Source organism: Microbacter margulisiae (assembly GCF_014192515.1).
GTDB lineage: Bacteria > Bacteroidota > Bacteroidia > Bacteroidales > Paludibacteraceae > Microbacter > Microbacter margulisiae.
Genome location: NZ_JACHYB010000001.1, coordinates 1,690,835 through 1,713,742, shown reverse-complemented (window position 1 = coordinate 1,713,742; position 22,908 = coordinate 1,690,835). Strand labels below are relative to the sequence as shown.

Below are 22,908 nucleotides of genomic sequence, written 5' to 3'. Positions count from 1 at the left end.
CATTGAAATACATTATATTTACAGCGTATTCAACAGTAAAAATACACGCTATGAATCTCTTGAATTTCATTCTAAATTTTCCCGATGAGGAATCCTGTATTGCGCATTTTAAGGCGCAACGGGATCAAATCGGTATTGTTTGTCCAAAATGCGGCAGCACAAAACATATTTGGCTTAAAAACAAGCTACGTTACGAGTGTACGCATTGTCATCATCGCCAGTCCATACGAAGGGGTACAGTATTAGAATTTTCTAAACTCCCTTTTCGTTACTGGTATGTTGCCATGCACCTTTTGACCAGTACCAAAAAATCTTTTTCGGCTTCCGAGTTGCAACGGCAACTGGGACATAAACGCTATCAACCCATTTGGGAAATGCACAAGAAATTGAGCGACATAATGGGTAAACGCGACAATGAATATCAGCTTTCGGGACAAATAGAACTTGACAATGCTTTTATTACCACTCTGATAAGTGATGACTGTAAGCAACAGAACTTAAAACGTGGTGCAGGCAGTCAGAATAAGTCTAAAGTCCTTGTAATGACAGAAAGCATTGTGGTTGAAAATCCAAAACCGGGTAAAAAGCCCAAAAAGATAAACCACATTAAAATGCAGGTAGTGCCTGATTTAAGAGCTGACACTGCCGTTGAAATTGTCAAAGAACAAATTGATTCAAAGGCGGAATTAACCACCGATGATTCAAAAACATTTTTTAAGCTACATCAAGCTGTGGAGTCTCAAAAGGCTCAGGTTATTGAACCAGAAGACCTTCAGAAGATACTTCCATGGGTTCATATCAGTATTGCAAACGTGAAACGTTTACTACTTGATATGCACCACCAGCTTAAAAAAGAGTATTTACAATATTATCTCAATGAGTTCTGCTATAAGTTCAACCGAAGATATTTCGGGGAAAAGATGTTCGATAGATTAGTGTTTGCCGCTGCAAATTACAATACCGATTTCAAATCCAGAATTTATAACAGGTCGCTTTGCGGATAATCATATTCTTTTTCAATACATTTTGATAATCGTTACTGCAATACTGTAATCCTCTATCCGAATGATGGATCAGTTTGTTTTTATATTTTTTTTGTTTAATGGCCATGTTTAATGCTCTCAAAGAACCTTCAGTGGACAAACTATTAGAAACATCATAACCCATGATCTTTTTGGAATATGCATCTGTAACTAATGCCAGATAACAGTTCCTGTCCCTGCCCCCGATATAAGTTATATCCGATACCCAAACCTGTTCGGGATGGGTCAGTTCTATATCTGCCACCAAATTCTTGTGCTTTCTAAAACGATGGTGGGAGTCTGTGGTTATACGATAATTTCTCTTTGGTTTAATCAACATCTGATTAGCCTTTAGTATAGATAGAAACTTGTCACGGCCAACATGTAATTCTATTAATGGTTCATAAAGAAGATAATATAACTTCCTGAATCCTATTCGGGGCATATTTTTCCGTATGGGACGAACCATTGTTAATACTTGCTCTGCCTTGTCCTGTTTCTTCTGTTTTGACCTACAATAACGATAATAAACCTGTCTACTTACCCCGAGCAATCCACAGGTGGAGGTTTTGCTCACTTTGTTTTCTTGGCTGAATCGGTCGACTGTTCGGGTAAAGAGTTTTTTCGGATAGAGATATTGTACTCTTTTTCTGCCATATCAACCATCATGTCAAAGAAAGCTGCTTTCATATCAGATTGCTCTGCCTGTTTTTCTAGAAATGCCTTTTGCTTTTCTAAAACCTTGATCTTTTGTTCTAATTCAAGGATCTTTTGATCTTTACTTTTTGGCATATTACTCGGCGTTTGATTTTCCCAATCAAAGGTACCATATTTTCTGAGCCAACCAACAACTGTGGATCTTCCCTGTATACCATATTTCTTCGTAGCTGATGTGACTGAGATATCTCCTCGTTCTATCTCTGAAATAATCGATAATTTAAAGGACATGCTATAATCCTTTTGAGTGTGCTTTACATACTGATTCTTAATTTCTTCCATTATTTTACGCTTTTTGTGTAACGCTATTTCAGGACGAGACAATTATTCATATTTAAAGGGTTGCCACATTCGTGAGGCAGCCTTTTTTTGTTTTTATCGCTGCTGCATGGAATGTGTTATTACATTGAAAATAGACAATAAAAAACTGCCGGGAATTTTATCCCGGCAGTTTCATGATTAACAAATATAAAAAATAAGAATTGGTAATTGGTTAAGATTGATTACATCATTCCTCCCATTCCTCCCATTCCTCCACCCATAGGAGGCATTGCAGGAGCAGGATTTTCTTCTTTCTTTTCTACAATGACACTTTCTGTAGTTAATAGCATGCCTGCAATAGAAGCTGCATTTTCGAGAGCAATACGGGTTACCTTAGCGGGATCGATAACGCCGGCGGCGTAAAGCGGTTCGAATTCATCAGTACGTGCATTATAGCCGTAGTCATCTTTGTGTTCTTTTACTTTTTGTACAATTACGGCGCCTTCCTTACCTGCATTCAGAACAATTTGTCTCAATGGCTCTTCAATAGCGCGTTTGATGATTTCAATACCAGTTGTTTCATCCGCGTTTTCACCTTTCATGCCTTCCAGCGCAGCGATTGCGCGGATATAAGCAACACCACCACCAGGAACGATTCCTTCTTCAATAGCAGCACGTGTAGCGCTTAATGCATCATCCACGCGATCTTTCTTTTCTTTCATTTCAACTTCTGAAGCCGCGCCGACATACAAGACAGCTACACCACCTGCCAATTTGGCCAGGCGTTCTTGTAATTTTTCACGATCATAGTCGCTTGTGGTAGTTTCAATTTGTGCTTTGATTTGTGCAACCCGAGCATTGATGGCTTCTTTTGTTCCAGCTCCATTGACAATGGTTGTATTGTCCTTGTTTATCGTAACTTTTTCGGCGGTTCCCAGCATATCAATCGTTGTACCGTCAAGTTTCATTCCTTTTTCTTCAGAGATAACTACGCCTCCGGTAAGAATAGCAATATCTTCCAGCATTTCTTTGCGGCGATCTCCAAATCCAGGAGCTTTGACAGCAGCCACTTTTAATGAGCCACGTAAACGGTTTACTACCAACGTGCCAAGAGCTTCCCCGTCGATATCTTCAGAGATGATCAGCAAAGGACGTCCGCTTTGTACGGTAGCTTCTAAGATCGGAAGAATTTCTTTGAGGATAGATATTTTTTTATCATAAATCAAAATGAAAGGTCTTTCTAATTCTGCTTCCATTTTTTCGGTGTTTGTTACAAAATAAGGAGAGATGTAACCACGGTCAAATTGCATCCCTTCTACAACTTCAATGGTTGTTTCGGTGCCTTTGGCTTCCTCAATGGTAATGACTCCTTCTTTCTTTACTTTTTTCATAGCGTCAGCAATCAGTTTCCCAATTGTTGCATCGTTGTTTGCCGAGATACGTGCTACTTGTTCTATCTTGTTAAAATCGTCATTTACCTCTTTTGCCTGAGACTTGATGTTGTCAACTACTTTTTCGACAGCTTTGTCGATACCGCGTTTCAAATCCATTGGATTTGCGCCTGCTGTAACATTTTTCAATCCTACAGAGATAATTGACTGCGCTAATACGGTAGCGGTTGTAGTTCCGTCGCCTGCGTCATCACCGGTTTTTGAAGCTACTTCTTTTACCAACTGAGCACCCATATTTTCAAATGGGTCTGTCAGTTCGATTTCTTTTGCAACTGTGACACCATCTTTTGTGATTTGAGGAGCTCCAAACTTTTTTTCAATAATGACATTTCTTCCCTTTGGCCCTAATGTTACTTTAACGGTATTGGCCAATTCATCTACGCCCTTTTTCAAAAGGTCGCGAGCTTCCATTTCGAACTTAATTTCTTTTGCCATAGTCTTAATTTATTTTATTAATTGATTATAAGCAATTTAAACTTGTTTCTGTTTATAATACTGCTAATACGTCTGATTGGCGCATAATGAGGTATTTTTCGTTATCAATTTCGATTTCGGTACCTGCGTATTTGCCATATAAAACTTCATCACCTACTTTTACTACCATTTCTTCATCTTTTGTACCTTTTCCTACAGCAACTACAGTACCTTTTAATGGTTTTTCTTTGGCTGAATCGGGAATAATAATGCCACTTGCTGTTTTTTCTTCGGCAGCTGCCGGCTGAATTAATACTCTGTCTGCTAATGGTTTGATATTCATAACATCAACTATTTAAAATGGTTAAACATAAAAATCACACGTTCCTTATTATACATTTTCCGTGCCATGGAAGTATGTTGTTGAGGTTGAAAATAATTATAATTATATCTAATGTGTTTGTTTATAGTGTTTTACTTTTATGGTTTGAATCTCTGTTATTAGAATCTTTTTGAATAGACACATTTTCTATAAAATCAAGTGCCAAAATTTCTCTTATATTGTCAATGATCCATTGCGTTGAATGACATTATGACAGATTCTCTCCTTATGCTGCACAAGAATCCAATTTTATAAAAGTCAAATAAGCGCATTGAAGGATTGGTGCTACTAAGTTGTTTTATGAGGAGGGGTTTGCAGAATCTAAAAAGATATCTTATCAGAAAACATAGCTTATAATGGGCTATGAATTCGTAAGTTAACAACAATTTGCTGTCTTTCTTTAAGAAAGGATATTTGCCTGTCTTTGACAGTGATAAAAGGGAGATAATACTTTCTTCGGTTTTTCGAATGAATGTTTCATTGTCTTCGATTCCGTCATGAATCAAAGGATTATTGATGTGAATATAAGGTTGAAGGTGTGTGCGTAATTCATGTCCGAAAAGGGTGTCTTCATGCCCATAAGTTGTTATTGATTCATCAAATCGTATATTATCGAAGACTGATTTCGGGATCAGAAAATTAAATGTTGTAAATGAATTGAATGTCGTTTTCTGTTTTTTTATTGCGTCTTTACCTTCTCTTGTTATTCCATATTTCCAACGTAAACTATGCAAAGCATCTTTTGGTGCTGAGGCATATGTACATCCTCCACATACTATTTGATTAGTATTTAGGTAAGGAATATAGTTTTGAATGAATTGTCCGGAACAGATAGAAGCATCGCAATCGATAAAAAGAAAATGATCATACGAAGCTGCGTCTCCTAAATGATTACGAATGGCCGCACGTCCTATATTGATGTTGTGACAGATAAATTTACAATTTGCTAACTGATTGATCTTTTCGTTTTCTGCATATTTGACAGATGAGCCGTCGTCCATAGCGATAATTTCAAACGTTAGGCCTGCTGCTAAAGCTAATTGTTGCAAAGAATTTACTAAGCTGAAACAATTGTAATTATAAACCGGAATTAGGATGGATAACATAACTTAAAGCTTAATGATCGCTTATCTATGCCTTAGGTATGCTTCAAACCTTGCGAACACATCTTTCACGTAGTTAATAGTTTGTGTGGCATTAATATATCCATTATGGCAAACAGGATCGTTATAATATTGAGGTTGATTCTTCAGTTTTAGGAATGTTTCTACATTACCTACCCAAATATGGGGGTTTTTCCCGAATTTTTTTGCTAATGCCATTGCGTCTAATACGTGGCCTGGCCCTGAATGGTAAGCTGCTAAAATGAATTTAATGCGTTCTAGTTGATTTGGAATAGAATGAAAGACCATGTTAAGCATTTTGATGTATTGAACAGCTGCTTCCACATTTTGAGCCGGATTGAAAATAGCCTGTCCATCAACTCCAAAACGAGCCGCAGTATTTGGCATCATTTGCATAAGCCCTTCCGCTCCGGCCCAAGAAATACAATTCGGGTCGAAACGGGATTCGCTATATGCCTGAGCAGCTAGTAATCGCCAATTCCATCCCAGTTGCTTTGCATAATGTTGAAAAATCCGATCATATGGGGAAATAGCACCTTTGGGAATGCGTATTCCTTTATTAGCAAAAAAGTTATTTTCTGATATGTATTTGTTGTATAAATTTTTATCTATTCCTGAGGCTGTCATTTCCTTATACCATGCGTTTATATGATGTATTAAAGTGGAGTCGGATGATAAAGTTACCCATGATGAACGTTGTGGAAAGCTTACCGTTAAATGGGTATCTAATCCCGAAATGCTATTTTGATTCAGTTCAGCAATTTTGTTTGAAGTCACAGTATATTGAATTTTCCCTTTAGCAACCATTTCAATTAATGAGTCTATACTGGTGGTATCTGGTACTTCTTTGATTTTAAATGTATTTCCCAATTCGTTGTCTAAGTCGTTCAGCCTTTCCGCATAACGTGATCCAGATATGACATAAACCGTTTTTCCTGCTAATTGTGTTACATCACTTAATGCGTTGATACCCATCTGCTGAACCAATACTTGCGTGGATGTTTCTCCTACATTTGTGGAAGCCAGCTGCTTAGAATACTGATATGCCAAATCGACAGGGACAGCAATGAGGTCGCCTTTATTCGCTTTTAACATAGAGATTGCTTCGTCAATGCTTTTAGCAACCACTACATTTAATTTGACACCAAGGGAGTCCGCTAAGTTCTGACATAAATCATAATTATAGCCCATCGGCTGATCCTTGTAAATAAAGTAAGTCGATGAACCGTAAAGCATAATGGCATTTAGTGTATCTCTTCTGATGATTTTTTCAAACGGGTCAGTTGGTTTGTGGTACGTATTTTTGCGTTGACATCCAATGACAAATAAAAGCATTGACATCAGAAGAAAATTAGAAAAATGACCTTTGTGCTGCTTAATAAATGATTTTATGTGCATGTTGTACAATCTTCGTTGGCATTCACGTACTCTCTCTGACTTGAGTCTTAAACGTGTTCAATGCAATGATCTTGAATTACAGGCATTTGGTTTAACCGTAAAAATAATTGTGCTGTGGCTACAACATCTTTTTCGCAATAAGTAGCAATACGTTTTATATTGTGTTCCCCGTAATAAACACTACTGACCTGGCTGCCGTCAATATCGTCTTTGGGTGTCGGAATATCAAATAAAGCGGTTAGAAGATTGAGCGATGTATAATGTTTAAAGTCTCCAAATTTCCACATTTCTAAAGTATCTAGTAATGGGACTTCCCATGGTTTCTTTGCACCTATATTAAGAATTTCAGGCAATGACAGATTGTTGATTAGCATCCTTCTGCAAATATATGGAATATCAAATTCTTTGATATTATGTCCGCATAAGTTGATTTCAGAAGCATTTCCAAAATGGGTAAGGGTAGCAGCAAATTCGATTAAAATATTTTTTTCATCATCGCCATAAAACGATTTGACTCTGAATTTTTCTTCTCCATTTTTATAATAAATAAATCCTACTGAAATGCAGATAATCTTACCAAATTCAGCAAAAATAGCAGCACTTTTCTCAAAGATAGCCTGAGTATGCATATCTTCTGGATATGTTTCAGGCATGCGTTGTTGCAAGGAGGTCGATTTCTTTTCCCATAATGGTACCAGCCTTTCTGGAAGGTCATGATAATCTTTTGCTTGAGAAACTGTTTCGATGTCCAGAAAAAGAATCTTATCTTTTGAAGTTGTTGCCATAATGAAAAGTGTCTAAACGTGAGAATCCAAGGTTGTGTTGTCTAAACTTACCAACTTACTTTGCAGGTTTTCTTGACAAAGGTAGAGTTTAAACTTAAAATCAACAAATGGCTGCTCATTCAAAAGATATTATCTACTTTTGCAGTTCAATTTTTATTCTTTTTCAAGGTGCATATTGGTGAGATTTCTGCACTTGCAGTAGCTTTTTGCTGGACTTTTAGTGCCCTGTTTTTTGAAATGGCAGGAAGCCGTCTCGGGTCGCTGTCTGTTAATGTCATTCGGCTTGTGATGGCGATTCTGCTTTTAGGTATTGCTACATGGATTACCCGTGGACTTTTCTTTCCTGTAGACGCTACACCATATCAATGGTTTTGGCTATCGTTGTCAGGCTTTATCGGATTTTTTTTGGGCGATCTTTGTCTTTTTTATTCCTACACATTAATTGGATCCCGAATGGCACAGTTAGTGATGACGCTTGCTCCACCGATCACTGCTTTTATCGGATTCGTGTTTTTGGGAGAGCGGTTATCGTTGCTGAAAACAGCCGGTATTTTCGTTACGGTTACAGGTATTTTTATGGCAATGCTGGGGAAAAAATCCGGGGAAAAGCTTAATTTTAATGTCCCTTTGAAAGGATTTTTATTTGCTTTGGGAGGTGCAATCGGTCAGGGATTAGGCTTGGTAATCAGTAAGAAAGGGATTGGTAATTATGATGCAATGGCTGCTACGCAGATTCGAGCACTGACAGGTGGTTTTGCTTTTATTATTTTAGTGACCGTTCTACGTCGTTGGGGGAATTTGCGGTTTGCATTTAAGGACCGCCGAGGTTTAAGCGCTGTATTTGTTGGTTCTTTTTTTGGCCCTTTTGTTGGTGTTGCTCTTTCGCTGTATGCTATCCAACACACCTCAGCTGGTGTTGCAGCAACATTAATTGGGCTAGTGCCAATTTTCATCATTGTTCCTTCTGCTATAATGTTTAAACAGCGCATTACTCTTTTTCAAGTTATAGGTGCATTTGTAAGTGTTGGTGGCTGTGTGTTGCTGTTTTTAGACTAAGCATCTTTTCGAATTTATGCAGGAATCCTTTACCATATTGTGTGATGTCCGATATTTCCCGGAACAGGCCTTTCGTTTGGCTACAGAATGGTCTAAGGCCTTCAACAAACCAATATCTTTGCTTTCGTTGGTTTCGGATGAGCAGGAACGGTCTGGGGTAGAATCTGTGCATCGGAAATGGAAACAAGAAAAGGAAGATGTCTTCCTGACATATTGTAAAACAGGGAGCTTACCTTTCTTATCCTTAATTTTGAATGAATTGGATGTTGCCATATTGATCATCCCTTTAGCTAAACAAACAAGGTTTTATCGTGTGATGCCTTTGTTGTCGGCTTGTCGTGATTTACGAATGCCTTATGTTTTTATCAAAGAGGGATTCTCTTTAATTGCTTGTAGGAGATGGCTGATTCCTGTTGGTTTTTTGCCCGAAGAAAAAGAGAAAGGAGTAATTGCTTCTTCATTTGGGCGTTTCTATCCTTCGTCTTTTGATATTTTATTGGCTAATGATTATGGTCCTCGTGCTGCTCGCAATGCAGAAGCTATTCAAACTCTTCTAACGAAGTTTTCCATTCCTTATCGTTTATCTAAAGGTCGGAAGGATAGTTTTGGCATTCAGCAAGAAGCTGTAATGCGTGCTTCGCAAGGTGAAGCAGATATAGTTGTACTAACTGCTTCACGGGAATATGGATTGGATGACTTATTATTTGGACCACCGGAACGTAAGATGATTGTCAATAGCCGAGTGCCTTTGCTGATACTGAATCCACGTGATGATTTGTATGTATTATGCGGGTAGGAGTAAGGTTTATTTTGTCAATTAGTTTATAGATGCCATATATTCCTCTCTTATTTGCTGAACTGGTTTCAATATAGTTTCGACCTTAGAGTCTTGTACCTGATCATCCATGTTGATGCAGCAAATGCCCGTAAGGAATGGGTTCTTAGAATCGGTTACTAATTTTCTGATTGTTTGCTCGATCATATCATTTGATTGACTATTGATGCTCACAGGGTCAAGCCTGATGTTCAAGAAGGTATTTGGCAGGGCTTCCCTTAAAAGTTTCACATCACCTCCCCATCCGACATCAAGAAAATCAAGATGTGGAATTTTTTTAAATAAATTAGCATACCTATGAGGATCAGGGCCGCAATAGTGAATGCCAAAAGGCCTTTGTCTTTTACTCCATTCGATATCAATAGGCAAGAGAAACTCTTCGTATTGGTCGTTGGCAATCATTGTGTGTGTGCATTCTGAGTGTAGAAAAACAGGCTTTTTGAATTTTCCAACCATCCTGTTTACCGATATTGATGACGTTCCTGTCTTTTTTTGGATGTCAACCACAAAGAGTTCGATAACAGAAGCCAGATTTGCAAAATAGGATTTGACATCATCTGGTTGCATAAAAAAATCGGTAAAAATCTCCTGCCCCCTCACATCCAAAGCTAAATTAAGAACACCTCCCCAATTAACATCTCCACTTAAATAGCCATGTTTCTTCTTTAATGCATCACATAGGTCTTGAAACTTTTTTAAAACTTTGCTATGCATTACATCACTTTGATCTATGGTCAAACTATCCTTGTTAAGTGGCATGACTGTCGGAGATGCATCTTCCGAATATTTCACTTTGCAACCTAACATTTCGGAGAGCATAAATCCTGCTGCGTTGTGTACAGCTCCTACTTCAGGGCGTAAGATATCATGGTCTTTCCCCATACCATAGTTCCCGAATTTCTCATAAAGGAGTTTTTCCATGGTTTGTTCACTTTCTACTCTTTTTGATGGATGGAAAAAGAAGTCTTCGTCGAAAGTAATTCCGGCATTTTTGTGCCACCATGAAGGATGATATACAATTTCAACAGGTAAAATTGTTTCAATAAATTCTGATTTTGTCATGTTAGGAGTTTCTTGTTAAGCTGTTGATATGCAATTTTTTGTAAAATAATAATTTGAGCTTGAATCGCGGAATTTTTTTCTTTATTTTCCATATAGATAGTTGAGAACAATTGCCAAGTGGTCGCCTGCATCAGATAAACAATTTTCTAACAAAGCTCGATATTTGTAATCGTAATAGAATGGATTTTTTACGTCAGAAACCGAATTGTAGACGATCTGTGCTGCTTCGTAAGTTTGCCATGCCCAGTCCAATACCATGGACTGTTGAAAAACAGGTAAAGCAAACTTCTGAGTTCTGAACAGATAATCGGCATATTCACGGTAGCTGAGTTGTTGCATATCGATCAGTCCACTATCCCAAAGAGAATGTAGATTTGTCTCTCGTCCCATCCATCTGATCTTAATCATATTGCCGCCTTTGTCTTCAGGATGTCCTATATGTAGCGGTTGATGCATGTCGCCCACCAGATGAATTAATAGTTTCAAATCCATAGCATTGTTTGGGTGTGATTTTAATTCTTTGATCAAACGTAAAACCTGGTAAACTACTTGGCCATCGTCTTTGGTAAGAGCTTGTTTGTCGAACTCTTCCCGTGTTAATCCGGAAGGAATATCTTTGTAATGCCACACGGCGGTATAAGCAAGGGTACTGTCTGATTTTATAAAGTCTCCCCAATTAGCTACCATAGCAATACTTGTATTATCCAGCACTTTATTGATGCGATTTTTAGCTTTTTGACTGATATTCATTTCGGCCAGTTTTCCGATAACCCGGTGCCCAGTCATGCCCCAAGCGAAAGTCATTTGAGGAATAATCAATCCTATGATACAAAGTAGCAATAGAGGTGTTTTCTTCTTATTCATAACAATAAAATTTTATATTTAAAACTTGCCTGTTGGGCTGCAAAAATAGCTATTTTTACAGTGGAATAAGATAGCCTTAATAAGGGATTAGTTAAAAAAGAATAATCGCTGTAATCTTTTTCCAGCGAATTCGTCATTTATTATGTACATGGATTTGAAACAGTTTGAAATAAAAATCCTACCGCTAAAAAATAAAATTTATCGTTTAGCAAAAGCACTGCTGGGCAATGCTACGAACGCAGAAGATGCAGTGCAGGATGTTTATTTGAAATTGTGGGCACAAAGGGAGCAAATTGAAAAAGCGGATAATATTCAGGCTTTTTGTCTGCAAGTAGCGAGAAATTATTGTCTGGATAGATTAAGAATATTGCGCAGGGTTGATTTTGATGAACTTACTGATATTAGTTTTTCTACAGATCGCTCTCCGTATGAACAGGTAGAGCAGCAAGATTTAGCTGAGAGAATAAAAAAGTTAATGGCATTTTTGCCTGAACAGCAGCGGACGGTAATTCATTTACGTGATGTTGATGATTTAGAATTTGAAGAAATAACCCGAATAACAGGGATGTCCGAGAATGCCATTAAAGTCAATCTGTCGAGAGCAAGACAAAAAATTAGAGAGTTATTAAACAAAGAAAATATATGAACAACGTAGAAACACTTTTGCAAAAATATTTTGATGCAGAAACTTCTTTGGAAGAAGAAGCGTTGTTGAGAAATTATTTTCTCTCAAATCATATTTCATCATCACTGGAAAAGTATCGTTATCTGTTTGTTAGTCTTAGCGATCAAAGAAATGAAGAAATACCTGATAGTGAGTTTGATAAACATGTGATAGCAGCACTATCACATAGGCATCGTCATTCATTCGCATATCATTTTATGTTGTGGAGCAGTGCTGCAGTTGTGGCTTTCTTTATTGCTACAGGAACAATTTATTATGTTCAACGTCAGAATAATTATATGATTGTTAATGGCCAGCGGATTAATGATCCGGAAAAGGCGTTGATGATGGCAGCGGCAAAGCTACATTTAGTAACAGGAAAATTTAATACAAGCCTTTATCAGGTCGAACAATTCGGCCGGTTAGGTAAACATTTGAGTATTGTTTCATTGTTTCAAAAACATGATACGCTGAACGAAGATGATACGATAACATTTAACCAAACGACTATAAGAAAGAATGAAAACTAAATTGATTTTTCTTTTGATATTTTTTGCTGCTATTTCTGCCAGTGGTCAAACTGTTGAAAAACTGATTGATAGGTATGCGAACAATAAAAATTGCGAATATGTTTCTATTCAAAAAGGATTGTTTAATCTTACACAGTGGCTTGGCGCAAATGATATTGATCAGGAAACAAAAGAAGTATTGTCCCGCATCAAGAGTATGAAAATTCTGACAATAAATTTAACTCCGCGGGCAGAAATGCGTAAAACTTTTCAGTTGACACTGGATAATATATTAAAACACGGTAACTTTGAGAAAATGATGGTAACGAAAAACAAAGAAGATCATTCCATCGTTTATGGATCGACGAGTGCCGATGATAATTCTGAACTTATTATTGAATCTCAAAATGAAGAGCAATTGAGTCTTATCCTTATGAAAGGAAATTTATCTCATGCTGATTTAGAGAAAATAGCGAAATAACAGACAGCGCTTTTACAACTTGATTTTTTTCATCTTTTTTTACCTGAAATTGATTACTTTTGCCGGTGTTTGTGAAAATACCGGCAAATCATTTTTTAAGCATCCTGTTATTCAAAAGTATGTCATATGAACATTGTGATTATTAAATATAATGCGGGAAATATTCGATCCGTACTGTTTGCATTAGAACGGCTTGGGTATAATGCAGAGGTAACCGATGATCCAGCGTTGATTCGCAAAGCTGATAAAGTTATTTTTCCGGGTGTTGGAGAGGCTTCTACTGCAATGAATTATTTGCAAAAGCATGATTTGGATCACGTCATTCGATCATTAAAACAACCTGTGCTAGGGATTTGCCTTGGTATGCAGTTGCTCTGTCGTTTCTCTGAAGAAAATCAAACTAACTGTTTAGGCATTATCGATCAACCAATTAAACGATTCCCTTCTTTGGGTATGAAGATTCCGCAGATTGGGTGGAATGATATCTATGGGTTGAAGGGGCCTATTTTTCAACAAGTTCCTGAGCATAGTTATGTGTATTTTGTACATGGCTTTTATGCTCCTTTAAGCGAATACACAATTGCTTCAGCAAATTATATGGTTTCGTATAGTGCTGCTTTGCAACAAGATAATTTTTTTGCTGTGCAGTTTCATCCAGAGAAATCCGGTGTAGTTGGAGAACAAATTCTGACTAATTTTTTGCAGCTATAATTCAATGATTAAATTCCTGCGTGCAGTCTGAGATTGCTTATTTGCTTATTCCAAAGTAAAGTAGCATCATTTATTTCGTCTGGAGTTGCAAAGTCAATAATAATCAATGCAGTTTGAGGAACTAATTCGTCCACAGCAAGCCTGAACTCAAAATAGGTGTGCTCAGCGTCGTCTTGCCATCTGAAACGAATTGAGGATCCATTATGCAATTGAATCATTTCTGCTGTTTGGCTGTAATCACCCCACGTGAAAGTAAAAATACGACCTTGGGTTTCTACTTTGTCAGCAAACCATTCCGACAATCCTGCAGCTGTACTTATATTATTCCATAAAACATTAATTGAAATGTTGGAAAATACGTATTCTAACTGAATCTTTTCTTTTTTCATAGCAACCTATATAAGAACACGCTACCATGGATACTTGACAGTAAGTTTATGGGTTACGTGGATTGTTTTGTACTATTGGATTGTAGAATAATTCTTTAGATAAAAAATTGATAGTATAGCGCATTGCTTCGTCAAACCAGGGATGAAAAAGCCAGTAGGTATGCGGTGTGTTTGGAATCTCGTGCACTTCGCTGTAAATTCCATATTGGTTGAGTTTGGCAATCAAAGCATTCCGTCCGGCATGCATACGAGCTAGGCTGCTGTTTATAAAAAGGAAAGGTGCGCTATGTGGGTTGACATGGGTGAGAGCTGAGGCTTGTAGATAGGGGGCCGGATTTATTTTCATCGAAACACCAAACCAGCGGGTAGCACATGATAATTTGCCTGGTTGATCTTTCCCTTCTTTTGATCCATGTCCTATGAATGTTAAGATTCCGTCCATGTCGACGACAGCATTGACGTGTACTGAACAACGTTTATATGCATTTGTTTCAAAAGTTGGGTAAGCCGTATTCAGACTGCCAACTAAAGCCGCTAATTGTCCACCGGCAGAAGATCCAAGAATAGCGACTTTATTTGGGTCAAAATGATATTGTTTCGCATAAGCCCTTATCCAACGTAGGGCTGTTTCAACGTCTTTGATGGCAGCAGGATATTTTGCTTCCGGAGACATTCGGTATTCTGCACAGACGGTGGCAAAACCATGTCTCGCTAATTCATAGGCGATAGGTCTATCCATTTGATAGGTTCCAGAACACCACCCACCTGCATGGATGATTAATACAACAGGCTGTTTTGTCCCATGAATGATTTTAGGTTGTGCTACATCAAGATGGAGATATCGTTCTCCATAATGAGTGTATGTTATATGATTATGAATTAGTAAATTCCTCGTATCTCCATCTTCAACTATTGAAATGAATGGATAGATTTTATGGTTTTGCTCCCATTCATGCGCTACCGTGTATGAACTGTCAATGGGAATAATCCCATTCTTTTGAGGCTTTTGAGCCAAAAGCAGGCTGAAAAAAAGTAGATTGCCAACAATAGCAAACATTATTTTTTTTGATAGCATCATTGTGGTCTCAAATTATAAGTATCAACATATTATTTGCAATGATACGCTTTTTTTTCAAATAATGGAACATATACTCCCTTTTGATTGCATTTTATCTTGCGGTGATTTTCTAAAAATAACTGAAAGCCAAAACTATCAATCGTTTTCTGGCTTGTAATGCCTATCTTTGTAAGAAATTTCATACTTTCTAAACAGCAATAATATGATAATTGAAGAAAACAAAATGGTTTCAGTTACTTACGATTTATTTGTCGGAGGTAATGACGAAGAACCGGAATTAATGGAACAAGCCACAGCTCAAAATCCTTTGACTTTCTGCTTTGGAATTGGGATGATGCTTCCCGAATTTGAAAACAATTTGCGGGGGCTCAAACAAAGTGACACTTTTCAGTTTAGCATTGACAGTAAAAATGCATATGGAGAGTATGACGACGAAAACGTTGTCGCTCTTCCTCGTTCTATATTTGAAGTTAATGGTGAATTAGATTCAGATACTATCTTTGAAGGTAACGTTGTTCCCTTAATGGATAGTGATGGGAACCGACTAAATGCTCAGATTGTTGAAATTGCTGATTCTACTATTACGGTTGATTTTAATCATCCTTTAGCTGGCGAAACATTGCACTTCAAAGGTTCTGTATTAGAAGTGCGCGAAGCTACTGACGAGGATTTGGCTGCTTTCCAAGGTGGTTGCAGTTGTGGTAGCGACGGTTGTAGCTGTGGTGTTGATGAAGAAGATGGCTGTGGCTGCGGTAGTGGTGGCTGTGGTTGCCATTCTTAAAAAAATAAATGCGAAAAGGGATGTGTATCAAATACCATCTCTTTTCATTTTTTATCCCTTGCTATGTCAAATACTTTTGGAAATATCTTTTGCCTGACTACATTTGGAGAATCGCATGGTATTGCCATTGGGGGTGTCATTGATGGTTGCCCTGCTGGTATTACTGTTGATACGTCGTTTGTACAACAGGAATTAAATCGTCGTCGCCCAGGACAATCGGCTATCGTTACTCCCCGGCAGGAAGCAGATGAAGTCGAGTTTCTATCAGGTATTTTTGAAGGTAAAACTACAGGGACTCCTATCGGTTTTATAATTCGTAATTCAGATCAACATTCTTCTGATTACGAGAATCTCAGAACGACGTATCGCCCATCTCATGCTGATTATACATATCAAACCAAATATGGTATTCGTGATTATCGTGGTGGTGGACGAAGTTCGGCTCGTGAAACAGCAGTACGTATTGTAGGCGGAGCCATTGCAAAATTAGCATTGCAATCTTTGAATGTGCAAATTACAGCATTTACCTCTCAGATAGGACATATTCGACTCACAGAACCTTATCAGGCGTATGATTTCTCATTAATCGAAACAAATCCAGTGCGTTGTCCTGATCCGAATGCTGCTGAACAAATGGAAAACTTGATTCGTGATGTTCGTAAAACAGGAGATACAATTGGTGGCATTATTACATGTGTTGCCCGTAATGTACCTACTGGGTGGGGAGAGCCTATTTATAACAAGTTGCATGCTGCATTGGGAAATGCTATGTTATCCATTAATGCAGTGAAAGGTTTTGACTATGGCAATGGATTTGAGGGCGTTAGTTTGCGTGGATCCGAATCGAATGATGAATTTGTGATGCGTGAAGGAGAGGTAGTTACCATGACGAATCATTCGGGAGGCATTCAAGGTGGTATTTCAAACGGGCAGGATATTTATTTTCGAACTGTTTTTAAGCCGGTGGCTACGTTATTACAGAATCAACATACTATCAATTCTTTAGGAGAAGAGACAATAATTAAAGCCCGCGGAAGGCATGATCCATGTGTCTTGCCCAGGGCAGTCCCTATTGTTGAGGCGATGACGGCCATGACGTTGTTTGATTTCTATTTATTGGCTAAAGCATCTTCCCCAATGTAATTTGCGTTATCTTCCCACAGTTCAGCTATAGCTGCTAGGGAAGAAAAAATAAAATCAGGAACTGGTTTTTGCCAACCTGGTTTTTCTTTTTTGATGAGAACGGTAGTCATTCCTAATCGATTGCCGAATTCAATATCTGAGCGAGAATCTCCAACCATCATGCTTTGAGAGAAATCAATTTCAGGGAAATGCTTTTTTGCTTCAAATGCCATTCCGCTATTAGGTTTCCGATTAGGATGATTATCGTCTAAATGGATACAGTAATAAATACCATCAATTTTTCCACCGGCGTCTTCAACTTGCTTTTGTAGATAAGCATGTACTTCTTGCACAGCTGATTCATGCATTTTGCCTTTGCTTACTCCACGTTGATTAGTGACAATAACGATACGTGAAAAGTGTTTTGACAATTTGACCAATGCCTCAAGCGCTCTGGGTAGAAACACAAATTCGTCCAATGCTTTTACATAATCATTGGGACGGTGCACATTAATGACACCGTCTCGGTCTAAAAAAAGGAAATGTTTGGTTTTCAACCGCGATATATTGGGGTTCATATGATTTTTTCGCAAATATACTGATAATAAATTGGTTAAAAATATTAATGCGTTTCATTTTTATCTCTGATTTTGTCCAACAACCGATTTAGCTCTTTTGCTTCTTCTTCAGTCAGGTTTTTCAATAACGAATCACTATGCTTCTCACAATCATCCATTTTATCAAGTAAATCCTTCCCTTTTTGTGTGATAGAAATTTCTTTTTGTCTTCTGTCGGAGTTGTTTTCAACCCGGTCTACCAGTTGTTGCGCATACAAGCGATCGATGATTCGACTCATATCTGATTTTTTATCCAACATTCTGTTCCGCAAAAAGTCAATTGAACGAGGTATTCCGCCATAGCCTCGCAGCAGCCTGAGCACATTGTACTGCTGTGAGGTTAGACTGTGTTTACGGAGATAACTCAAAAATTCAAAATGAATTTCATTGGTGGTATAAATCAAATTTATCATCCCTTTGTGGTATTCATTTCGAAAGTGTCCATCTATTTCATCTTCAATGCGCATGATACACACACAAAATTTTGGTTGTTATTATTTCTCAATCTTAAACAATTGAGGCGATTTCTTTAAATCCACGCCGTGGACGCCGTGGATAAAGAGCTTTGCTGCTATCAAAATATCCCAGGGCAATTGTCATTACAACGGTTTCTTCTGGTTGTAATTGAAATACCTGTTTGATTCCATCAAAATCTATTCCACTCATGGGATGTGAATCTACTCCAAACTCTTTGGCGGCTACCATAATGGACATAGCCAACAATCCGGCATTACTTTCTGCAAATTTCAGTTTGCGATCTTCGCTTGACCCGTATAAAAAAGCGGCTGCCTGTTTTGCGCCGGCAACTATTTCGGGGCTGCCTACCGTTTGAAGCATCTCTTCCCAAACTGGATTTGATTCATCCCACCCATTTTTGTTTCCAACAATAATCATATTTATAGCTGCTTCTGTTACTTTTGGCTGATTGTTTGATAGGGTTTTCAATGTTTCTTTGGCTTCTTTTGACTCTACAACTATGATGCGCCACGGTTGCAAATTGAATGCAGAAGGAGCAAGAACCGCCAGATTGATTATTTCTTCTAATGTGGTTTTTGATAGGGTTTTATTTGTATCAAAGTAATTGACTGAACGTCTGTTTTGCAATAAAGTCTTAGTTTCCATAAAAGTATTATTTGAATTTGTTTGATGCAAAGATACGTTTGAACATTATATGTTTCAACATATATGGGCTTAAATAATAGATTTATCAAAATTTTTCACATTAGTTGATATTTCGGCTCTTGTGCAATTGTTTAATTATTAATTATATATGATTTTTTCTCCGTTCGACATGAGGTTTAAAACAGTCCTGTGATATTTCCTTCATCATCAAAGTTTATGTTTTCGGCAGCTGGAATAGCAGGTAAACCGGGCATTCGCATGATGGTTCCTGCAATAGGAATGACAAAGCCAGCACCTGACGCAATTTCAATTTCTCTGATATTCAGAGTAAACCCTTCAGGCCGTCCACGTAAATCAGGATTATCAGATAGGGAATTTTGAGTTTTTGCCATACATACTGCCAAGTAATTCATCCCTAATTTATTGATCAGTTCAATATCTTTATGAGCCTTGAGCGAGTATTCAACTGCCTTAGCTCCATAAAGCTGGATAGCAATTGCCGAAATTTTTTGCTCAATAGTCCATTCCAGATTATAGAGAGGGTTAAAACACGAGGGGCAGTGGGTAACAGCCTCTAATACTTTTTCAGCCAGATCAATAGCTCCTTCTCCTCCTTTCTCCCATGCCTCATTGATAGCCATCTTCACATTAAGAGATGTACATTTTACCTTGACAACTTCAATTTCCTCATCACTATCCGTGGCAAAACGATTGAGTGCCACCACAGGATTGAAGCCAAACAGTTTCATGTTTTCAATATGTTTCTCAAGATTAGCCAAGCCCTGTTCGACTGCTTGAGGGTTAGGGATAGAAAAGCCGCTTTTGTTGATGCCTCCATGATATTTTAATGCACGGATTGTTGCAACTATCACAACGGCATTGGGTTTTAAATTGCCATATTGACTTTTGATATCAAAAAATTTTTCAGCTCCAAGGTCGGATGCAAAACCGGCTTCTGTGACCACAAGATCGCTTAAAGAAAGCCCCATTTTGGTAGCTATTAAGCTATTGGTTCCCTGAGCAATGTTGGCAAATGGTCCTCCATGGATAATAGCAGGTGTATTTTCAGTAGTTTGTACCAAATTTGGCTTGATGGCATCTTTGAGTAAAACAGCCATTGCACCTTCTGCTTTCAGATCACGGGCAAAAACAGGATCACCGTCAAATGTTTGTCCAATATAAATGTTTCCTAGCATTTTACGCAGATGATGCATGTCTTTGGCTAAGCAAAGAATAGCCATTACTTCGCTTGCAGCCGTGATGTTGAATCCTGTTTCGCGTGGAATTCCATTAGCGATTCCTCCAAGTCCGATAACTGTGTTGCGCAACGAGCGATCATTCATATCCATTACCCGTTTCCAGTTAATTGTACGTGGATCTATGTTAAGTCCTCTTTTTTTATTTTGTAAAGTGTTGTCAATGAGAGCGGCCAAAAGATTATTTGCTTTTTCGACAGCAGACAAATCTCCCGTAAAATGAAGATTGATATCTTCCATTGGAATGACTTGCGCAAATCCTCCTCCTGCAGCGCCGCCTTTCACACCAAATACAGGTCCCAACGACGGTTCTCTAAGCACTACTGTCGCTTGCTTTCCGATTTTATTTAGCCCCATTGCCAGACTGATGGATGTTGTTGTTTTTCCTTCTCCTGCGGGCGTTGGTGTAATTGCTGTTACCAGAATGAGTTTAGCGTTTCTGACCTTATTCTCATCAATAAGATGCAAAGGTAATTTAGCTTTGTATTTTCCATAAAACTCAAGATCATCTGCCTGTATATTAAGCTGTTTTGCAATCTCCTGAATAGGCTGCATTTTGGCTGCCCTGGCAATTTCAATATCACTTTTCATATCTGGAAATTTTGGATAGATATTAGATTACTACGTTTGTTATCAATGTATAAAAAAAGAAGCATCTACTTGTATTTGTAAATGCTCCCTGCAAAGATAAATCATTTTAGTTCCTGAGAAAAATTATACCGGGATGTAGCGAACAAAAGCCTCAATAGCTTCATATGCAGCAAGGCCTAATTGGTTATAAAGTTCTGCGGTGGCTTTGTTACGTGCTTCCGAACGTTGCCAAAAGAGGCGGTCGTCGTTGCCTAAGAAAGGAGCGCTTTCCATTTGAGACTGATGTTTCAATATGGCATTGCGCTTGTAGCGCAGTTCTTCAGGACTGATGGGAACTGCCATTTCGATATGGTCGATTTCCCATTCCATCCATGCCCCTCGATACATCCATACTCGGCAATCCTTGAACCACTCTTCATGTTTCAGATCATCAATAGCTGCTAAAACAGCGTCCAAACAAACTTTGTGCGTTCCGTGTGGATCCGCTAAATCTCCTGCTACGTAAATTTGATGAGGATGCAGATCATTCAGCAGCTGTTTTACGATGAGAACGTCTTTTTCTGAAATAGGATTCTTTTTAATAGATCCAGTCTCGTAAAAAGGTAAGTTGAGAAAATGGACATTTTTTGAGGCTACACCAACGTAACGACAAGCTGCTTTTGCTTCGCCTCGCCGGATCAATCCTTTCATGGCCAATACCTTTTGTGGATCGTCTTTGCTGTTTGATATACCGTTTACTACATAGCTTGCTAATGTTTCGTACGTTTTTTGCAAATGCTCATTTTGCGGGTCAAACATATCTTTAAAGCCTTTGACAAAAGCTAAAAATCTGACGACCTCTTCATCGTTAACAGCAATATTGCCTGAAGTCTGGTAAGCGACATGCACTTCATGATGCTGATCTACAAGCCGTTTTAATGTTCCACCCATTGAAATTACGTCATCGTCAGGGTGTGGGCTGAAAACCAGGACTTTTTTCGGAAATGGCAATGCTCGTTCTGGACGATGTGTGTCATCTGCGTTTGGTTTTCCACCGGGCCATCCGGTAATAGTATGTTGTAAATCATTGAATATTTTTATGTTAGCATTATATGCTGAGCCGAACATAGTCAATAACTCACTTAGTCCATGCTCGTTATAATCTTTATCAGTGAGCTTCAGAATGGGTTTATCCACTTTTTGGCATAGCCAGACAATAGCTCTCCGGATTAGTTTGTCATCCCAAGCACACGAAGAGACAAGCCAGGGTTTACTAATCCGGGTCAGATCACCTGCTGCATGGATATCAATAATATAGGAAGCATTTTGGTGCAATTGGAGAAAAGATGCAGGACAAGCGGGTGAGGCGAGCTCTTCAATAGCAGTTTTCAAAATTTCAGCTTTATCTTCTCCCCATGACAGCAAAAAGATTTGCTTAGCATTCAGAATATTTTCAATTCCGAGACTGATAGCGCTTACCGGGACTTGGTCTGTGATACCTAAATGGAGGGAAGCTTCTTTCCGCGAATCACTATTCAGCATAATAAGTCGCGTGTGTGAAGCTGGTTGTGACCCTGGCTCGTTGAATCCAATATTACCACCACGGCCGATACCCAATAGCTGTACATCAATTCCTCCCAATTTTTCTATATGTTCTTCGAACTCTTTGCAATGTCTCATCACATTGGTGCGATCAATGGTAGCATCTGGTGATAAAATATTTTGCGGGTCAATATCAATATGATCAAGCAGCATTTCTTTTATACGTGCCAGAAAGCTTGCCTTCATGGGATGTGCTAACGGATAATATTCGTATAAGTTAACTACTGCTACTCGTTTGAAACTTAATTGTTCTTCTTTGTGCATGCGGACAAGCTCAGCATAGAGCTCCATTGCAGCTCGTCCTCCTGTAAGTCCTAGAACAAAAAGCTTTCCTTCACTGTTTTTTTTGCGAATCTGCTGGGCTATGTCTAAAGCAACTTTATTAGAACCTTCCGTTGCAGTTTCAAAAATTTCAACGGGAACTTTCTCAAATCTGGTTAATGCAGCTAATTCAAAAGCATCACCGGGTTTATAAAATTTTTCAGGAATTCGATCTAACGTGATTTGTGAACTGAGGTCTTTTCGCATAGTAGAATATTTGAATCGATTAATATGAGTGCAAAATTAAAACAAATCCTCCGGTAATTGTAACTTTTACCGAAGGATTTACTCTTATTTTAGCGGATAAAATTAAA

The 22,908-nt window shown here is 38.2% G+C and carries 25 protein-coding genes; 9 read left to right on the top strand and 16 right to left on the bottom strand.

Annotation, left to right across the window (positions count from 1 at the left end):
* Positions 1 to 50 precede the first annotated feature (50 nt).
* A complete protein-coding gene (locus FHX64_RS06930; protein ID WP_183411871.1) occupies positions 51 to 1,004 on the top strand; it encodes an IS1595 family transposase in 954 nt (317 codons plus the stop codon).
* On the opposite strand, the gene FHX64_RS06925 is transcribed toward FHX64_RS06930, so the two are convergent.
* From FHX64_RS06925 to FHX64_RS06895, 7 genes are all read right to left on the bottom strand, one after another.
* Positions 967 to 1,599 (bottom strand): IS3 family transposase, encoded by a 633-nt coding sequence (locus FHX64_RS06925; protein ID WP_183413053.1) that lies wholly within the window; start codon positions 1,597 to 1,599, stop codon positions 967 to 969. The two genes, FHX64_RS06930 and FHX64_RS06925, sit on opposite strands and share 38 nt — an antisense overlap.
* Complete coding sequence (locus tag FHX64_RS06920; protein WP_221202156.1) at positions 1,596 to 2,021, bottom strand: hypothetical protein; 426 nt, start codon at positions 2,019 to 2,021, stop codon at positions 1,596 to 1,598. Before FHX64_RS06920 ends, FHX64_RS06925 begins: the two co-directional genes overlap by 4 nt.
* Positions 2,022 to 2,242: 221 nt before the next feature.
* Positions 2,243 to 3,886: a chaperonin GroEL gene (gene groL / locus FHX64_RS06915; protein WP_183413052.1), complete on the bottom strand. Its 1,644-nt coding sequence runs from the start codon at positions 3,884 to 3,886 to the stop codon at positions 2,243 to 2,245.
* Between the two features lie 52 nt (positions 3,887 to 3,938).
* Complete coding sequence (locus tag FHX64_RS06910; protein ID WP_183413051.1) at positions 3,939 to 4,208, bottom strand: co-chaperone GroES; 270 nt, start codon at positions 4,206 to 4,208, stop codon at positions 3,939 to 3,941.
* 221 nt (positions 4,209 to 4,429) lie between these two features.
* Positions 4,430 to 5,353 (bottom strand): glycosyltransferase family 2 protein, encoded by a 924-nt coding sequence (locus FHX64_RS06905; RefSeq protein WP_183413050.1) that lies wholly within the window; start codon positions 5,351 to 5,353, stop codon positions 4,430 to 4,432.
* A 21-nt stretch (positions 5,354 to 5,374) separates the two neighbouring features.
* Complete coding sequence (locus FHX64_RS06900) at positions 5,375 to 6,712, bottom strand: MltF family protein (RefSeq protein ID WP_183413049.1); 1,338 nt, start codon at positions 6,710 to 6,712, stop codon at positions 5,375 to 5,377.
* Positions 6,713 to 6,816: 104 nt separating this feature from the next.
* Positions 6,817 to 7,554, bottom strand: coding sequence for a 3'-5' exonuclease (locus FHX64_RS06895; protein WP_183413048.1), 738 nt, complete (start codon positions 7,552 to 7,554; stop codon positions 6,817 to 6,819).
* A 72-nt stretch (positions 7,555 to 7,626) separates the two neighbouring features.
* Here FHX64_RS06895 and FHX64_RS06890 point away from each other — a divergent pair, with 72 nt between their 5' ends.
* Entirely contained in the window at positions 7,627 to 8,610 is a 984-nt protein-coding gene (locus FHX64_RS06890) for a DMT family transporter (RefSeq protein ID WP_246392329.1), read from the top strand.
* Between the two features lie 16 nt (positions 8,611 to 8,626).
* Positions 8,627 to 9,406: a universal stress protein gene (locus FHX64_RS06885; protein ID WP_183413047.1), complete on the top strand. Its 780-nt coding sequence runs from the start codon at positions 8,627 to 8,629 to the stop codon at positions 9,404 to 9,406.
* 21 nt (positions 9,407 to 9,427) lie between these two features.
* Here FHX64_RS06885 and FHX64_RS06880 read toward each other — a convergent pair whose 3' ends face one another.
* Together FHX64_RS06880 and FHX64_RS06875 are read right to left on the bottom strand one after the other, a co-directional pair.
* Positions 9,428 to 10,507, bottom strand: a complete 1,080-nt coding sequence (locus tag FHX64_RS06880) for a hypothetical protein (protein WP_183413046.1) — start codon at positions 10,505 to 10,507, stop codon at positions 9,428 to 9,430.
* Between the two features lie 81 nt (positions 10,508 to 10,588).
* Entirely contained in the window at positions 10,589 to 11,371 is a 783-nt protein-coding gene (locus FHX64_RS06875) for a S1/P1 nuclease (RefSeq protein WP_183413045.1), read from the bottom strand.
* A gap of 148 nt (positions 11,372 to 11,519) precedes the next feature.
* Between FHX64_RS06875 and FHX64_RS06870 the strand changes: the two genes are divergently transcribed.
* The 4 genes from FHX64_RS06870 (at position 11,520) to hisH (ending at position 13,736) form a co-directional block, all read left to right on the top strand.
* A complete protein-coding gene (locus tag FHX64_RS06870; RefSeq protein ID WP_183413044.1) occupies positions 11,520 to 12,017 on the top strand; it encodes an RNA polymerase sigma factor in 498 nt (165 codons plus the stop codon).
* Complete coding sequence (locus FHX64_RS06865; RefSeq protein ID WP_183413043.1) at positions 12,014 to 12,565, top strand: hypothetical protein; 552 nt, start codon at positions 12,014 to 12,016, stop codon at positions 12,563 to 12,565. The genes FHX64_RS06870 and FHX64_RS06865 overlap by 4 nt, the downstream gene beginning before the upstream one ends.
* Positions 12,555 to 13,025, top strand: a complete 471-nt coding sequence (locus FHX64_RS06860; RefSeq protein WP_183413042.1) for a DUF4252 domain-containing protein — start codon at positions 12,555 to 12,557, stop codon at positions 13,023 to 13,025. The genes FHX64_RS06865 and FHX64_RS06860 overlap by 11 nt, the downstream gene beginning before the upstream one ends.
* A gap of 126 nt (positions 13,026 to 13,151) precedes the next feature.
* A complete protein-coding gene (gene hisH, locus FHX64_RS06855) occupies positions 13,152 to 13,736 on the top strand; it encodes an imidazole glycerol phosphate synthase subunit HisH (RefSeq protein ID WP_183413041.1) in 585 nt (194 codons plus the stop codon).
* 8 nt (positions 13,737 to 13,744) lie between these two features.
* Here hisH and FHX64_RS06850 read toward each other — a convergent pair whose 3' ends face one another.
* Together FHX64_RS06850 and FHX64_RS06845 are read right to left on the bottom strand one after the other, a co-directional pair.
* Positions 13,745 to 14,125 (bottom strand): START-like domain-containing protein, encoded by a 381-nt coding sequence (locus FHX64_RS06850; protein ID WP_183413040.1) that lies wholly within the window; start codon positions 14,123 to 14,125, stop codon positions 13,745 to 13,747.
* A 46-nt stretch (positions 14,126 to 14,171) separates the two neighbouring features.
* Positions 14,172 to 15,203 (bottom strand): alpha/beta hydrolase, encoded by a 1,032-nt coding sequence (locus FHX64_RS06845; RefSeq protein ID WP_183413039.1) that lies wholly within the window; start codon positions 15,201 to 15,203, stop codon positions 14,172 to 14,174.
* Between the two features lie 202 nt (positions 15,204 to 15,405).
* Between FHX64_RS06845 and FHX64_RS06840 the strand changes: the two genes are divergently transcribed.
* Together FHX64_RS06840 and aroC are read left to right on the top strand one after the other, a co-directional pair.
* Complete coding sequence (locus FHX64_RS06840) at positions 15,406 to 15,984, top strand: FKBP-type peptidyl-prolyl cis-trans isomerase (RefSeq protein ID WP_183413038.1); 579 nt, start codon at positions 15,406 to 15,408, stop codon at positions 15,982 to 15,984.
* 63 nt (positions 15,985 to 16,047) lie between these two features.
* Positions 16,048 to 17,127: a chorismate synthase gene (gene aroC, locus FHX64_RS06835; RefSeq protein WP_183413037.1), complete on the top strand. Its 1,080-nt coding sequence runs from the start codon at positions 16,048 to 16,050 to the stop codon at positions 17,125 to 17,127.
* Here the strand turns inward: aroC and FHX64_RS06830 are convergent.
* From FHX64_RS06830 to FHX64_RS06810, 5 genes are all read right to left on the bottom strand, one after another.
* The gene (locus FHX64_RS06830) at positions 17,094 to 17,684 is read right to left on the bottom strand and encodes a D-glycero-alpha-D-manno-heptose-1,7-bisphosphate 7-phosphatase (protein ID WP_183413036.1); all 591 of its coding nucleotides are present in this window, start codon (positions 17,682 to 17,684) and stop codon (positions 17,094 to 17,096) included. The genes aroC and FHX64_RS06830 overlap by 34 nt on opposite strands.
* Positions 17,685 to 17,728: 44 nt before the next feature.
* On the bottom strand, positions 17,729 to 18,190 hold the full coding sequence (locus FHX64_RS06825; protein ID WP_183413035.1) for a MarR family winged helix-turn-helix transcriptional regulator: 462 nt from the start codon (positions 18,188 to 18,190) through the stop codon (positions 17,729 to 17,731).
* A 40-nt stretch (positions 18,191 to 18,230) separates the two neighbouring features.
* Positions 18,231 to 18,845 carry a nitroreductase family protein gene (locus FHX64_RS06820; protein WP_183413034.1) on the bottom strand — a complete coding sequence of 205 codons (615 nt, stop codon included), beginning with the start codon at positions 18,843 to 18,845 and terminating at the stop codon, positions 18,231 to 18,233.
* A 176-nt stretch (positions 18,846 to 19,021) separates the two neighbouring features.
* Complete coding sequence (locus FHX64_RS06815) at positions 19,022 to 20,692, bottom strand: formate--tetrahydrofolate ligase (protein WP_183413033.1); 1,671 nt, start codon at positions 20,690 to 20,692, stop codon at positions 19,022 to 19,024.
* Positions 20,693 to 20,815: 123 nt separating this feature from the next.
* Positions 20,816 to 22,801 carry a glucosamine-6-phosphate deaminase gene (locus FHX64_RS06810; protein WP_183413032.1) on the bottom strand — a complete coding sequence of 662 codons (1,986 nt, stop codon included), beginning with the start codon at positions 22,799 to 22,801 and terminating at the stop codon, positions 20,816 to 20,818.
* Positions 22,802 to 22,908: the final 107 nt, after the last annotated feature.

Excerpts from the sequence above, each read along its gene's own strand:
- FHX64_RS06930 (WP_183411871.1), top strand. The coding sequence starts at position 51 with ATGAATCTCTTGAATTTCATTCTAAATTTTCCCGATGAGGAATCCTGT.
- FHX64_RS06920 (WP_221202156.1), bottom strand. The coding sequence starts at position 2,021 with ATGGAAGAAATTAAGAATCAGTATGTAAAGCACACTCAAAAGGATTAT.
- groL (WP_183413052.1), bottom strand. The coding sequence starts at position 3,886 with ATGGCAAAAGAAATTAAGTTCGAAATGGAAGCTCGCGACCTTTTGAAA.
- FHX64_RS06910 (WP_183413051.1), bottom strand. The coding sequence starts at position 4,208 with ATGAATATCAAACCATTAGCAGACAGAGTATTAATTCAGCCGGCAGCT.
- FHX64_RS06905 (WP_183413050.1), bottom strand. The coding sequence starts at position 5,353 with ATGTTATCCATCCTAATTCCGGTTTATAATTACAATTGTTTCAGCTTA.
- FHX64_RS06900 (WP_183413049.1), bottom strand. The coding sequence starts at position 6,712 with ATGTCAATGCTTTTATTTGTCATTGGATGTCAACGCAAAAATACGTAC.
- FHX64_RS06895 (WP_183413048.1), bottom strand. The coding sequence starts at position 7,554 with ATGGCAACAACTTCAAAAGATAAGATTCTTTTTCTGGACATCGAAACA.
- FHX64_RS06885 (WP_183413047.1), top strand. The coding sequence starts at position 8,627 with ATGCAGGAATCCTTTACCATATTGTGTGATGTCCGATATTTCCCGGAA.
- FHX64_RS06880 (WP_183413046.1), bottom strand. The coding sequence starts at position 10,507 with ATGACAAAATCAGAATTTATTGAAACAATTTTACCTGTTGAAATTGTA.
- FHX64_RS06875 (WP_183413045.1), bottom strand. The coding sequence starts at position 11,371 with ATGAATAAGAAGAAAACACCTCTATTGCTACTTTGTATCATAGGATTG.
- FHX64_RS06870 (WP_183413044.1), top strand. The coding sequence starts at position 11,520 with ATGGATTTGAAACAGTTTGAAATAAAAATCCTACCGCTAAAAAATAAA.
- FHX64_RS06865 (WP_183413043.1), top strand. The coding sequence starts at position 12,014 with ATGAACAACGTAGAAACACTTTTGCAAAAATATTTTGATGCAGAAACT.
- FHX64_RS06860 (WP_183413042.1), top strand. The coding sequence starts at position 12,555 with ATGAAAACTAAATTGATTTTTCTTTTGATATTTTTTGCTGCTATTTCT.
- hisH (WP_183413041.1), top strand. The coding sequence starts at position 13,152 with ATGAACATTGTGATTATTAAATATAATGCGGGAAATATTCGATCCGTA.
- FHX64_RS06850 (WP_183413040.1), bottom strand. The coding sequence starts at position 14,125 with ATGAAAAAAGAAAAGATTCAGTTAGAATACGTATTTTCCAACATTTCA.
- FHX64_RS06845 (WP_183413039.1), bottom strand. The coding sequence starts at position 15,203 with ATGATGCTATCAAAAAAAATAATGTTTGCTATTGTTGGCAATCTACTT.
- FHX64_RS06840 (WP_183413038.1), top strand. The coding sequence starts at position 15,406 with ATGATAATTGAAGAAAACAAAATGGTTTCAGTTACTTACGATTTATTT.
- aroC (WP_183413037.1), top strand. The coding sequence starts at position 16,048 with ATGTCAAATACTTTTGGAAATATCTTTTGCCTGACTACATTTGGAGAA.
- FHX64_RS06830 (WP_183413036.1), bottom strand. The coding sequence starts at position 17,684 with ATGAACCCCAATATATCGCGGTTGAAAACCAAACATTTCCTTTTTTTA.
- FHX64_RS06825 (WP_183413035.1), bottom strand. The coding sequence starts at position 18,190 with ATGCGCATTGAAGATGAAATAGATGGACACTTTCGAAATGAATACCAC.
- FHX64_RS06820 (WP_183413034.1), bottom strand. The coding sequence starts at position 18,845 with ATGGAAACTAAGACTTTATTGCAAAACAGACGTTCAGTCAATTACTTT.
- FHX64_RS06815 (WP_183413033.1), bottom strand. The coding sequence starts at position 20,692 with ATGAAAAGTGATATTGAAATTGCCAGGGCAGCCAAAATGCAGCCTATT.
- FHX64_RS06810 (WP_183413032.1), bottom strand. The coding sequence starts at position 22,801 with ATGCGAAAAGACCTCAGTTCACAAATCACGTTAGATCGAATTCCTGAA.